This is a genomic window from Arthrobacter sulfonylureivorans (assembly GCF_047607445.1).
GTDB lineage: Bacteria > Actinomycetota > Actinomycetes > Actinomycetales > Micrococcaceae > Crystallibacter > Crystallibacter sulfonylureivorans_A.
Genome location: NZ_JBLKRT010000009.1, coordinates 72251 through 83785, shown reverse-complemented (window position 1 = coordinate 83785; position 11535 = coordinate 72251). Strand labels below are relative to the sequence as shown.

The following is an 11535-nucleotide window of genomic DNA, read 5'->3' as shown; positions in this document are numbered from 1 at the left end:
TTGCGCTGCAATACAGCGGCAGCCGGGGCATTTCGGTTGTCCGTGGTTCCGGCCGCGGGCGTCGACTGCGCGCGCCCCGGGCCGCCGGACTGAAGCTGGTGGACTTACTTGGTGACGATGGCCAGCACGTCGCGGGCAGAGAGCACCAGGTACTCTTCGCCGCCGACCTTGACCTCGGTTCCGCCGTACTTCGAGTAGATGACAACGTCACCCTCGGCTACGTCGACGGGAACCCGGTTGCCATTGTCATCGACGCGGCCGGGGCCAATCGCGACAACTTTGCCTTCCTGCGGCTTTTCCTTGGCGGTGTCCGGGATAACGAGGCCGGAGGCCGTGGTCTGCTCTGCTTCGAGCGGCTGGACAACAATACGATCCTCAAGAGGCTTAATGGAGACCGACACTCGGCTCTCTCCTTTTCATGAGCTACGAATAGGTGGGCCAAGGAGATGTCTGCCGTCGTCGCGGTGCCGGCAGGCGGTTCCTTGTATTAGCACCCGCACAGGGAGAGTGCTAACAGTGACTCTATGAGACGGGTTAGCACTCGGTCAAGGCGAGTGCCAACAGGCGGCGGGTCAGGTCTCCTGCCGCCCCGCACATGACGTCGCGAGACAGTTTTAGCCGGCAACGAAGTTGCGTAAGGCTTACCTAACCCGATAGTTTTCACAGTGCGCGCAAATAGCAAACGTTTATGTTGCCTAATGCCGGAGCCTCCTCGGATCCGGCTTGACGAACAATGGAGTGTCAGTGAAAAACCCCCTGAAGTCCGGCCTGCTGGTCATGACCGCAGCTGTTTCCATGCTCGCTATGAGCGCGTGCGGTCAGCAGACCGATGCCGCAGCAGACGCCGGTGCAGAGACGATCAGCATTGAGCATGCCTCGGGGACCACCGAGGTGCCGGTAAACCCGGAGACCGTCTACACCTTCGATCTGGGCGCGCTGGACAGCCTCACGGCTTTGGGGGTCGAGGTGGACGGCGTGCCGGAGGCCGTGTACCCGAAGTCGCTGGCACAGTACGGCGACGATAGCTACACCAAGATCGGTTCCATGAAGGAACCCGACTTCGAGGCGATCAGCGAGGGCGCCCCGGATTTGATCATCATCTCCGGCCGTACCGCTGAATCCTACGGCGAGCTGAGCAAGATCGCCCCGACCATCGACCTGAGCGTCGACGCCGCCGCACCGGTCGACAGCTTCAAGGAAGTCTCCACGACCCTCGGCCAGATCTTCGACAAGGAAGCCGAAGTCGACGACAAGCTCGCCGCCCTCGACACCAAGATCGAGGACACCAAGGCCGCAGCTGCCGACGCCGGCACCGGCCTTGTGCTGATGACCAGCGGCGGCGAAATGACCGCCTACGGCGCCGGATCCCGCTTCGGCATCGTGCATGATGTCCTGGGTGTGCAGCCCGCCGCCGACGTGAAGTCCGAAGGCCCGCACGGCGAAGCGATCTCGCACGAATTCATCGCCAAGACCAACCCGGACCACCTGTTCGTCATCGACCGCGACTCGGCTATCGGGGAATCCGGTGGCGAGGCAGCCTCGGCGGTTCTGGACAACGACCTGGTCAACGGCACCAAGGCCGCCAAGAACGACAGCATCACCTACCTGGATTCAGCCTCCTGGTACCTGGTGGGCTACGGCCTGAACAACACTGACGCCATGATCAGCGCCGTCCAGGCAGCCATCACGAAGTAGCCCCCCGTCCGGCCGCCGGCTTGCGAAGCCGGCGGCCTGCGCGGTGGCCCGACCTATGGCTTCCTCCACGATTTCCACCCCAGCTCCGGCTCCGGTTGCCGCCCCAGCCCGGCGTTCGCGTCCCCGGGGAACCGGTGCGCAGCTCGCCTGGGCGGGCACCGCCGTCGTTGTGTTGGCCTGTGCCAGCATGTTCGTGGGGGTCAGCGATGTCTCCCTGCCGGCGCTGCTCTCCGGTGACCAGACCGCCTGGGACATCTTCTGGATCAGCCGGCTGCCGCGGACCCTGTCCGTCATCCTGGCCGGTGCGGCACTGGGCATTGCCGGATTGATCATGCAGCTCATGGCGCGGAACAAATTCGTGGAGCCGTCCACCGTGGGCACCGTGGAGTCGGCCTCGCTGGGCATCCTGGTAGTCACGGTGGCCATCCCCGGCGCATCGCTGCTGGCCAAGATGTCGGTGGCAACCGTGTTCGCGGCGGCCGGAACCGGGTTGTTCCTGCTGGTCTTGCGGCGGATCCCGCTGCGCAACACGCTGATCGTGCCGCTGGTGGGCATCATGCTGGGCGGCGTGATCGCGGCTGTCACCACCTTCTTTGCCTACCGGTACGACCTGCTGCAGTCGCTGAACAGCTGGATGATCGGCGACTTCTCCGGTGTGCTGCGCGGCCGCTACGAGCTGCTCTGGATCGTCGCGGTCCTTGCTGTGGTCGGTTATCTATGCGCGGACCGGTTCACCATGGCCGGCATGGGCCAGGAATTCTCCACCAACCTGGGCCTGAACTACGGCCGGGTGATGACCCTGGGACTGGTGATCGTTTCGCTGATCAGCGCCGTGGTGGTGGTCAACATCGGTGCCATTCCCTTCCTGGGCCTGGTGGTGCCCAACCTGGTTTCACTGGTGTTCGGCGACAGCGTCCGCCGCGCGGTCCCTTGGGTGGCCGTGTTCGGCGCCGGCTTCGTGCTGCTCTGCGACATCATCGGCCGCACCATCCGGTTCCCCTACGAAATCCCCGTGGGCGTCATTGTCTCCGCCGTCGGCAGCGCCATTTTCCTGTACCTGCTGCTGAGGACCCGCAAAAATGGCTGACACGGTTCTGCCCGCCGCCCTGACGCAGCACAAGCGCCGCACCGTCAAGACCGTCCGGCCACGGACCTGGATCATCCTGCTGGGACTCCTCACCGCGGTACTGGTTGCCGTGTTCATGACCATCGACCTGCGTGGCAACCTGGGCTACATCCTGCCCCGGCGGGCGATCAAGATCGGGTCGATGCTGCTGGTGGCGTACGCCGTGGGTGTGTCCACGGTGCTGTTCCAGACGGTGACCGCCAACCGGATCCTGACGCCGTCGATCATGGGTTTCGATGCCCTCTACATGCTGATCCAGACCGGGCTGACCTTCGCCATCGGCGGCCAGGCGCTGCTGAGCATGGGCGCACCGGCTCGCTTCGTGATCGAAGTTTCGCTGATGGTCGCCTTCTCCTTCCTGCTCTACCGCTGGCTGTTCACCGGCGGCGGCAAGAGCCTGCACCTGATGCTGCTGGTGGGCATCGTGTTCGGCACGATGTTCCGCGGCATCTCCTCGCTGCTGCAGCGGCTGATCGACCCGAGCGAATTCATCATCCTGCAAGACCTGTTCTTCGCCAGCTTCAATAACGTGGACGGCTTGCTGCTGGCCGTCTCGGCGCTGGCAGTTGCCGCCGCCAGCGTCCCGGTCTGGCGGATGCGCCGGGAGCTGGATGTGCTGGCGCTGGGACGGGACACTGCTCTGAACCTGGGCGTGAACCACCGGCGGGCCGTGACCACGGTCTTGATGGTGTGCGCCGTCCTGGTGGCCGTCTCCACCGCGCTGGTCGGTCCGATTACGTTCTTTGGCCTGCTGGTGGCCAGCCTGGCCTATCTGATTTGCTCGCATTTCCGCCATGTTTACGTGCTGCCCATCGCCGTGCTGCTGGGCGCAATCGCGCTGCTCGGCGGCCAGCTGGTGCTCGAGCAGGTGTTCAGCTTCGACACCGCGCTGAGCATTGTCATCGAATTCGCGGGCGGCCTCCTGTTTATCGCCCTGCTGTTGAAAGGCTCCGTCAAATGATCCACGTCTCCGGCGTCTCCAAGACCTACGGCACGCAGACGGTAGTGGACGATGTCAGCTGCTACATCAAGGACGGCGGGATCACCTCGATCATCGGGCCCAATGGGGCCGGCAAGTCCACGCTGCTGTCCATGGTCTCCCGGCTGCTGCCGATGGATGCCGGAGCCGTCACCATCGACGGACTGGACGTCAGCAACACCGCGGGCAAGGAACTGGCCCGCAAAATGGCCATCCTTCGCCAGGACAACCAGCTGACCGTCCGCCTGACCGTCCGCGACCTGGTCGGTTTCGGCCGCTTCCCGCACAACCAGGGCCGGCCGACCGCCACCGACAAGGCGCACATCGACCAGGCCCTGGAGTATCTGGACCTGACCTCGATGGCGGACAAGTTCGTGGACGAGCTCTCCGGCGGCCAGCGCCAGCGCGCTTTCATTGCCATGGTCCTGGCGCAGGACACCGACTACCTGCTGCTGGACGAGCCGCTGAACAACCTGGACATGAAGCACTCGGTGGAAATGATGCGGCTGCTGCGCCGGCTGACCGACGAGCTGGGCAAGACGGTGGTGCTGGTCATCCATGACATCAACTTCGCCTCCTGCTACTCCGACTCCATCATCGCCATGCGCTCCGGCCGGCTGATCCATCAGGGCTCCCCGGCGCAGATCATGCATCCTGAAGTCCTTCGCGATGTCTACGAGATCGACATTCGGATCGAGGAAATCGACGGCAACCGGATCGGCGTCTACTTCGCCTGAACGGCTGTTTCCGGCACTGTAGGCGTTCGTTCGCAGCAAACCGCCGGCAACTTGCGAGCCCGCTCTGGGCCATCCTTCATGCTGCCCTATAGGGTTTGAGCACAAGGACCCGGCAGCGAAAGGGACGGCGACTCAGTGACCTCCAGGTCTCAGGAACAACTTCCGCGGCTGCAGGCTGAATCGGTTATGGCCGGCTACGACGGATCCGCGGTGTGCGGCCAGTTCAGCGCTGACCTGAATCCGGGGCAGGTGCTGGCCTTGGCCGGCGCCAACGGAGCCGGCAAGTCGACCATGCTGAGGACGCTGAGCGGCCGTCAAGAACCGGTGGCCGGCAGCATCAAACTTGACGGAGTGCCCGCGGACGAACGATCGCTGCATTACCGCCGCAGCGTCGCCACGGTTTTCGACGACGATGCCTTCTTCCCGGCGTTGACGGTCAGTGAGCACCTGCTGCTGATCGCCCTCGGGCACGGACTGGATGACCCGTCTGCGGCCGTCAGCCGTGAAGTTGGATTTTTTGGCTTGGACAGCCATGCCGAGGACTTCCCGCATTCCCTCTCCTCCGGGCAGAAGCGCCGGCTCCTGCTGGCTTCCGCCTTCATCCGCCCGTTCACGCTGCTGGTGCTGGATGAACCGGAGCAGCGGCTGGATCAGACGATGCGCCGCCGCTTGGCCGAGCGGATCGTCGGGTGTGCCGGCGCCGGGGCGGCGATCCTGCTGGCAACGCATGATCCGCTGCTGCTGGCCGCCACAGCCGACCGCTGCGCGGTGTTGGATGGCGACGACGTAGCTTTCGTTGCGCCGGAACGCGCGGCCGAGTTGATTTCCGGGTGAGCCAGCTTCCTTCCGCCGCTGGTACAGCCGGGGCCGTGCGCTTCAATCCGATGTCCTTTTCCCGGGCTGCGGCAGCACGGCATCCGCTGGAGAGTCGGTGGAGCATCTTTGCGGACGTGTACCAGACACTTTTGGGCGCAGTCGTGCTGCTTTCCTACGCCGGGGCCCTGCTGTACGGCATTCGGGAAGAACTCTTGGTCAACGCCGGATCGGTGCTGACGCGAAGCGTGATCTCCGACAGGTTCGCCCAGGTTCCGGCGCAGACGGCTATCGCGGCCGTCCTGCTGCTGGCCGCTTCCGGCGGCTTCCTGCTGCTGTTGCGTCTGGGCCCGGTCTCGGCCACCGCTGCCCAGGCGTATTGGTGGCTGGGCCTGCCGATAAACCGGCGGAGGGCACTGGCCCGGCCGGCAGCCGGCCGGATGCTCCGAACAGCCTTGGTGGCCGGTCTTGTTTTCGTCCCGCTGGCGGCGTTGGCGGGGCCTGCGCACGGGGCGGCCTCGGTGCTGCTGGGCAGCGCCGCGGCGGCGGCCGTCGGCGCGGCGCTCTACCTGGCCGCAGCGCTTGCGCAGGCTCTGGCCGGGAAGCCGACGGCAGCCCGGGTTGCCGGGATAGCCAGTGCCGTTGGCCTAGTGGTCCTGCTCCTGCCGCTGCTGTCCGGAGGTCTTGCGTCGTTTCCCGGGCAAGCTTTGCTGTTGTTGCCTTCCGGTTGGCCGCTGCTGGTGGTCCACGGCAGCATCTGGCCGCTGTGGGCCGCAGCCGTCCTGGTCCTGGTTGGCGGCTGCTGCGGTTATTTCCTGCTCCGGTCGCTTTCGACCGCCGAGCTGACCGCCAGCGGCGGTGTCTCCGGCCACGCCGCCGGCGCGCTGTATTTCGGCGACTTCCGTGAGCTGGAGCGGGCACTGGGTCATCGCAGGGTGCGCCGCCGGTTCCGTCTCAGCCTTGCCCCACCGTCCTCGCCCTCGGCCGTGCTGGTACGCGCCGACGTCGTCGCCTTTCTCCGCTCCCCCGGCAAGGTTCGTCATGTGGGCGTGATGGCGCTGGCTCCGGCTGCCGTTGGCTGCATCGCCGGTGTCGGCAGCTCCATCGTCATGGTTGGCTTCCTGCTGGGCTGTGGCTGGGCGGCCGCCTCCGGCTGCGCCTTCGTTGCCCGTGCGCACGCTGCCAGACCGGTCCTTGAAAGCCTTCTGCCCTTGGCTCCCGTCCAGGCACGGCGCGCCCATGCTGTACTTCCCGCCGTTTGTCTGGCGGTTTGGGGTCTGGTGTCCTTCGGGTTGCTGGCAGTGATGGGCGCGGGTGGCCCGGCGTTGGCCGTGCTCGGAATCCTGGCCGGACTCGGTTTGGCCGGTGCGGCCAGTCGGGCCGCGTTTCAGCCGCGGCCCGACTGGACCCGCCCCGGCGGCAGCACTTCCAACCTGCTTATGCCCGCGGGCGTCGAGGCCAGTTTCATCCGAGGTCCGGACTTCGCGGTGCTCGCCTTATTGCCCGCCCTGATCGCTGTGATATCAGGCGTCGTACCGTGGTGGCTGCTGCTGGTCCAAGCGGGCTCCAGCGCCTACTGCCTGTGGTGGGGAACGCGCGCGGAGTAGTCCCCGGGCCCCGACTGCCGACGAGCCGCGCCGTCATTCCTTAAGCACCGAGAGGATGTTGCCGGCAGGGTCCTTGAACCAGGCGATGTCAGGGCCGTTGCCGCGCATGATGCCCTTGTCGTCGGTGGGCAGGTCCGGATTGTTGTAGATCTTGGTCTGCACGCCACGGCCGTTGAGTTGGTCCACCGCGGTTTCGACGTCGTCGACGGCGAAATTCAAGACCGTGAACGTTGCCGGTTCGTGGTCCGGCTTCGGATACATGATCACCCGGGCGCCGCCGGGCAGATGGAGCTCGAGGATCCCCATGGGTCCATCGGCGACCTTGAGGCCCAAGGTACCGCCATAAAACTGTTTGGCGGCGGCGATGTCATTGACGCTGAAGCCGCTGAAAGCATGGTTGGGAGTAAACCCGGCGCTGTCCATGATGGTCTCCTTCGCTTCGCGGGCGGGCACTTCCAGACTGGCACAGCGGCACCGGTCAGAACAGGGCTCCGCGCCGCTAGCATGGAACCAGGACCCGCCGCAGGTCCGGCCGCGGGTATTGACGGAGGCCGACATGGGACAAGACCCGGCGTGGACCGCGGACGTCTCGGCACTGCAGGCAATTGCCGCCTCGCCACTTGGCAGCCTGCCCGAGCCGCTGCTGGGCGACCTCTTGACCGGCAGCACCCTGGTCCGGGTGCCGGCCGGCACTGTCACCCACCGTGAAGGCGATGCAGACCCCCATCTGGAGCTGATGGTCTCCGGGCTGCTGAAGTTCTATGCCACGGCCCCGGACGGGCGAACCATCACGGTTCGCTACTGCCGCCGCGGGTCGCTGATGGGGGTGGTTTCCCTGTTCTCACCGGACTTCGCCCTGCCGGTGAGCGGAGTGGCGCTGACCGACACCGAACTGGTGCGGCTCTCCCCCGTGCGGGTACGTGGCGCCGCGGCGCGCGAACTGCCGGTGGCCCACGCCTTCCTGCGCGAACTGAGCGAACGCGTGCTCGGGTTTATGGCCGAGATTCCCGGCAGCGCCTTTACCTCGGTGCGGCAGCGGGTCGCCCGGCACCTACTGGACCTGGCCGCCGGTGCCGACGTCGGCCAACTGGCCGTGCCGCCGATGCCAGCTGCCGGGTCGGAGCTGGCCGTACGCACCACGCAGCAGGAACTGGCGCAGGCAGTCGGCTCGGTCCGCGAAGTGGTGGTGCGCATTCTGCGCGACCTGCGCGAAGCCGGGGTGGTCCGTACCGAGCGGGACCGGATAGTGATTGTTGAGACGGGAAGGCTGGCGGAGCTGGCCATCTGGAACCCAGGTTCCTGACACCGTCCGGGTAGCTCCCGACACTGGACCTATGAAGACCCTACCCACACCGGCAACGCAGTCAGGCCCCGTGACCGACGTGCCGCTGACCGCAGAAGAACTGCAATTGGCGTCCCGCAATCACGCGATGCCGCTGGAGATGCTTACCGCCGACCGTACGCCGGCGGGCCTGCACTATTTGCTCACTCATTTCGATGTCCCGCTTATCGACGCCGGTGCCTGGCGGCTGCGGATCGGCGGTGCGGTGCACCGGCCGCTGGAGTTCAGCCTGGCCCAACTGCAGGCCCGCGAACAGCGCACCCTGGCCGTCACCTTGGAATGCGCAGGCAACGGCCGGAGCCTCATCAAACCCCGGCCCGTGAGCCAGCCCTGGATCTACGGCGGAGTCGGCACCGCCGATTGGACCGGCACACCGCTGGCCCCCTTGCTCGCTGAGGCCGGCGTGGACCCGGAAGCGGTGGATGTGGTTTTCACCGGCGCGGACCGGGGCGTCCAGGGCGGTGAAGAGCAGAGCTATGCACGGAGCCTGAAAGTTTCCGAGGCAACGTCCCGGGACGTATTGCTGGCCTACGCCATGAACGGTGCGCCGTTGCCACCGCAGCACGGCTTCCCGGTGCGGCTGGTGGTGCCAGGCTGGTACGGGATGGCCAGCGTGAAGTGGCTGACCGGCATCGAGGCCAGCACCGTCCCGTATACGGGATTCCAGCAGATGTCCTCCTACCGCTACAACCGCAGCGAAACCGATCCCGGCGACCCGGTAACGCGGATCAAGGTCCGTGCGCTGATGGTCCCGCCGGGCATCCCGGACTTCATGACTCGCAACCGGCTGGTGGACGCCGGCCCGGTGCGGCTGCGCGGCAGGGCCTGGTCCGGCAGGGCACCCATCCAGCAGGTCAAGGTCGCCGTCGACGGCGTGTGGTCTGAGGCGCAACTGGACCCGCCGGACGGCGAATATGCTTGGCGCGGCTGGACTTTCCGCTGGCAGGCGGAAGCGGGCGGGCATCAACTGCGCTGCCGGGCGATGGATGCCCTCGGCCAGGTCCAGCCATTGGAGCCGGAATGGAACTATTTGGGCATGGGCAACAATGCCGTGCAGACGGTGACGGTGACTGTCCGTCCGTGAAGGTAGCTTCCGGACGCGGTAGTATTCCGGTTCATGGCTTCGCCCGGCCCGCCAGCCCGCTCGGAACATCCCCAGCCTGAGGCTTTGTGGAAAAGGTCCAACGAGACCACCGTTCTCCTGGTGGCCATTCTGGCTTCCTTCGTGGCCTTCCTCGACGCCTCGATCGTCAACGTGGCGCTGCCGGCCATTGACCGTGAGCTGGGCGGCGGCCTGGCTGTCCAGCAATGGGTGGTGGGCGGCTACCTGCTGGCCCTCGGCTCGCTGATCCTGGTGGCCGGCGCCCTGTCCGATATGTTCGGCCGGATCCGGATCCTCAGGCTGGGGCTGATGGTCTTCGGGGTGGCTTCGCTGGCCTGCGCGGCGGCGCCGGCTGCCGCCGCCCTGATAGCCGCCCGGATTGTCCAAGGCGCAGGCGCGGCGCTGCTCGTGCCGGCTTCGCTGGCCTTGATCACCCTGACTTTCGTTGGCCGGGACCAGCACCGGGCGATCGGTATCTGGACCGGCTGGACCGGCACCGCGTTCGTCATCGGCCCGGTCTTCGGCGGCCTGCTGGTGGACACGCTGGGGTGGCGGCTGGTCTTTGCCGTGAACGTGCTGCCCATCGCCGCCACCTTATGGCTGATGGCCCGGCTGGCCGATCCGCCCCGGCAGGAGCCTCGGGCACCCATCGATGCCTTGGGGGCGTGCCTGGCCGCCGCCGGGCTCGCCGGAGCGGTGTTCGCGCTGATCGAACAGCAACGGCTCGGCTGGACAAACCCACGGGTGCTCATTCCGCTGGCCGCCGGGCTCATCAGCCTGGGACTTTTTTTGTGGTGGGAACGCCGAGTCTCCTACCCGATGATGCCGCTGCAGATATTCCGCGTGCGCAACTTCGGCGTCGGCAACATCGCCACGGTGGGAATTTACGCCGGCCTGTCCTTGGGGATGTTCGCGCTGCCGGTCTTTCTGCAGCAGGCCGCCGGTTTCAGCGCTACCGCCGCCGGCCTGGCGGTCTTGCCGATGAGCATCCTCTCGCTCGCGCTGGCCGCGTGGTTCGGCCGGCTCTCGGGCCGTTACGGGCCGCGCCTGTTCATGGCCGCGGGACCGCTGCTGGCCGGAACCGGATTTCTGCTCATGTTGTCCGTGCATGAGCCCCTGGACTTCTGGCAGCACATCCTGCCGGGGGTGCTGCTGGCGGGTCTTGGCCTGGCGGTGACCGTCTCCCCGCTGACCGCAGCGGTGCTCGGCGCGATCGAGACGGAACGCAGCGGGATCGCCTCCGCGGTGAACAACGCAGTGGCCCGCATTGCCGGGCTGTTGGGAATTGCCGTCGCCGGCGCAATTACCGGCGGACTGCTTGACTACGCAGGTTTCCGCCGCGCCGCGCTGGCCGCTGCCCTGATGCTGTTCGCCGGCGGGGCGGTTTCCGCCGTCGGCATCCGCAACCGCCCCTAGGCGCCCGGGCCGCAATTCACGGGCCAGGGCCGCAGGCCCTGCCCCCACGCCCCAAGCCCAGACCGCAGCCCCCTGCACCCACGCCCTGAGCCAGCCCCGGCCCAGCAGGACTACACCACGGAAAAGTCGCCCGGCAGGATGGTCCGGCCGGTCAACGCCAGGAGGACCATCGCCCCGTCGCCGCGTTCGGAGGCGATCTGGATGGCGAGTCGGCCGGCTTCCAGTTCCACGTCGCTGGGCAGCTCGGCCACCAGGCCACACGCGCGGGACAGGTCCAAAGTGTGCACGGCCAGCTCGAAGATCCGGGTTGGCAGGTAGTCGCTGAACCGCATTCCGCCGGCAGCCGTTTCGATGATCCGGTCTTCGGCCAGCGGCAGCGTGTTCTCCAACTGGGCCAGCAACCGGTCCACCATATCTACCGGGTGCGCGCCCAAGTCCTTGCCTGCCGCGATGGCCCGCTCGGTGACACCGGGGTCATCAGCCAGTCCGGTGGCCAGGTAATAGTCGGCGGCCGATTCCACCTGGACCTTTTCAGCCGGACGCCCCAAATATGTCAACACCGTGGACAGGGCACGGCTGGCGTGTCCGGCCAAGGTCCGCACGGTCCAGTCATCCAGTCCTGGCGCGTTCCACGCGGTAGACGGCACGTTGGACAAAACTTCCCGGAAGTAGCGGCCCGCGGACAGGAAAGTTGCCGCCGATTGAATCATGCGCCCAT

12 protein-coding genes are annotated in these 11535 nt (G+C 66.5%); 9 read left to right on the top strand and 3 right to left on the bottom strand.

The genetic code is table 11. The features are described 5' to 3' along the window. Window positions 1-104 precede the first annotated feature (104 nt). Entirely contained in the window at window positions 105-401 is a 297-nt protein-coding gene (gene groES / locus ACMX2H_RS06340) for a co-chaperone GroES (protein ID WP_127511177.1), read from the bottom strand. Window positions 402-744: 343 nt separating this feature from the next. On the opposite strand from groES, the gene ACMX2H_RS06335 reads away from it, so the two are divergent. From ACMX2H_RS06335 to ACMX2H_RS06310, 6 genes are all read left to right on the top strand, one after another. Next, entirely contained in the window at window positions 745-1695 is a 951-nt protein-coding gene (locus tag ACMX2H_RS06335) for a siderophore ABC transporter substrate-binding protein (protein WP_414959695.1), read from the top strand. A 55-nt stretch (window positions 1696-1750) separates the two neighbouring features. Further along, entirely contained in the window at window positions 1751-2782 is a 1032-nt protein-coding gene (locus ACMX2H_RS06330) for an ABC transporter permease (protein WP_414959694.1), read from the top strand. Next, entirely contained in the window at window positions 2775-3782 is a 1008-nt protein-coding gene (locus ACMX2H_RS06325) for an iron chelate uptake ABC transporter family permease subunit (protein ID WP_414959693.1), read from the top strand. The genes ACMX2H_RS06330 and ACMX2H_RS06325 overlap by 8 nt, the downstream gene beginning before the upstream one ends. After that, on the top strand, window positions 3779-4537 hold the full coding sequence (locus ACMX2H_RS06320; protein WP_414959692.1) for an iron ABC transporter ATP-binding protein: 759 nt from the start codon (window positions 3779-3781) through the stop codon (window positions 4535-4537). Before ACMX2H_RS06325 ends, ACMX2H_RS06320 begins: the two co-directional genes overlap by 4 nt. A gap of 135 nt (window positions 4538-4672) precedes the next feature. Beyond that, window positions 4673-5371, top strand: a complete 699-nt coding sequence (locus tag ACMX2H_RS06315; protein ID WP_414959691.1) for an ABC transporter ATP-binding protein — start codon at window positions 4673-4675, stop codon at window positions 5369-5371. Then, window positions 5368-6957, top strand: coding sequence for a DUF6297 family protein (locus ACMX2H_RS06310; RefSeq protein WP_414959690.1), 1590 nt, complete (start codon window positions 5368-5370; stop codon window positions 6955-6957). The genes ACMX2H_RS06315 and ACMX2H_RS06310 overlap by 4 nt, the downstream gene beginning before the upstream one ends. 33 nt (window positions 6958-6990) lie before the next feature. Here ACMX2H_RS06310 and ACMX2H_RS06305 read toward each other — a convergent pair whose 3' ends face one another. Beyond that, window positions 6991-7380 carry a VOC family protein gene (locus ACMX2H_RS06305; RefSeq protein WP_414959689.1) on the bottom strand — a complete coding sequence of 130 codons (390 nt, stop codon included), beginning with the start codon at window positions 7378-7380 and terminating at the stop codon, window positions 6991-6993. 133 nt (window positions 7381-7513) lie between these two features. Between ACMX2H_RS06305 and ACMX2H_RS06300 the strand changes: the two genes are divergently transcribed. The 3 genes from ACMX2H_RS06300 to ACMX2H_RS06290 all read left to right on the top strand — a co-directional run bounded on the left by ACMX2H_RS06300 (window position 7514) and on the right by ACMX2H_RS06290 (window position 10817). Beyond that, a complete protein-coding gene (locus tag ACMX2H_RS06300) occupies window positions 7514-8260 on the top strand; it encodes a Crp/Fnr family transcriptional regulator (protein ID WP_414959688.1) in 747 nt (248 codons plus the stop codon). Between the two features lie 31 nt (window positions 8261-8291). Then, the gene (locus ACMX2H_RS06295) at window positions 8292-9383 is read left to right on the top strand and encodes a sulfite oxidase (protein WP_414959687.1); all 1092 of its coding nucleotides are present in this window, start codon (window positions 8292-8294) and stop codon (window positions 9381-9383) included. Between the two features lie 84 nt (window positions 9384-9467). Beyond that, complete coding sequence (locus ACMX2H_RS06290) at window positions 9468-10817, top strand: MFS transporter (RefSeq protein WP_414959686.1); 1350 nt, start codon at window positions 9468-9470, stop codon at window positions 10815-10817. A gap of 110 nt (window positions 10818-10927) precedes the next feature. Here the strand turns inward: ACMX2H_RS06290 and ACMX2H_RS06285 are convergent, their stop codons facing one another. Then, complete coding sequence (locus ACMX2H_RS06285) at window positions 10928-11527, bottom strand: maleylpyruvate isomerase N-terminal domain-containing protein (protein WP_414959685.1); 600 nt, start codon at window positions 11525-11527, stop codon at window positions 10928-10930. Window positions 11528-11535 lie beyond the last annotated feature (8 nt).

What these genes read in the sequence shown, in the direction of transcription:
- ACMX2H_RS06300 (WP_414959688.1), top strand. Translation starts at nt 7,514, where the DNA reads ATGGGACAAGACCCGGCGTGGACCGCGGACGTCTCGGCACTGCAGGCA.
- ACMX2H_RS06320 (WP_414959692.1), top strand. Translation starts at nt 3,779, where the DNA reads ATGATCCACGTCTCCGGCGTCTCCAAGACCTACGGCACGCAGACGGTA.
- ACMX2H_RS06305 (WP_414959689.1), bottom strand. Translation starts at nt 7,380, where the DNA reads ATGGACAGCGCCGGGTTTACTCCCAACCATGCTTTCAGCGGCTTCAGC.
- ACMX2H_RS06325 (WP_414959693.1), top strand. Translation starts at nt 2,775, where the DNA reads ATGGCTGACACGGTTCTGCCCGCCGCCCTGACGCAGCACAAGCGCCGC.
- ACMX2H_RS06285 (WP_414959685.1), bottom strand. Translation starts at nt 11,527, where the DNA reads ATGATTCAATCGGCGGCAACTTTCCTGTCCGCGGGCCGCTACTTCCGG.
- ACMX2H_RS06330 (WP_414959694.1), top strand. Translation starts at nt 1,751, where the DNA reads ATGGCTTCCTCCACGATTTCCACCCCAGCTCCGGCTCCGGTTGCCGCC.
- ACMX2H_RS06295 (WP_414959687.1), top strand. Translation starts at nt 8,292, where the DNA reads ATGAAGACCCTACCCACACCGGCAACGCAGTCAGGCCCCGTGACCGAC.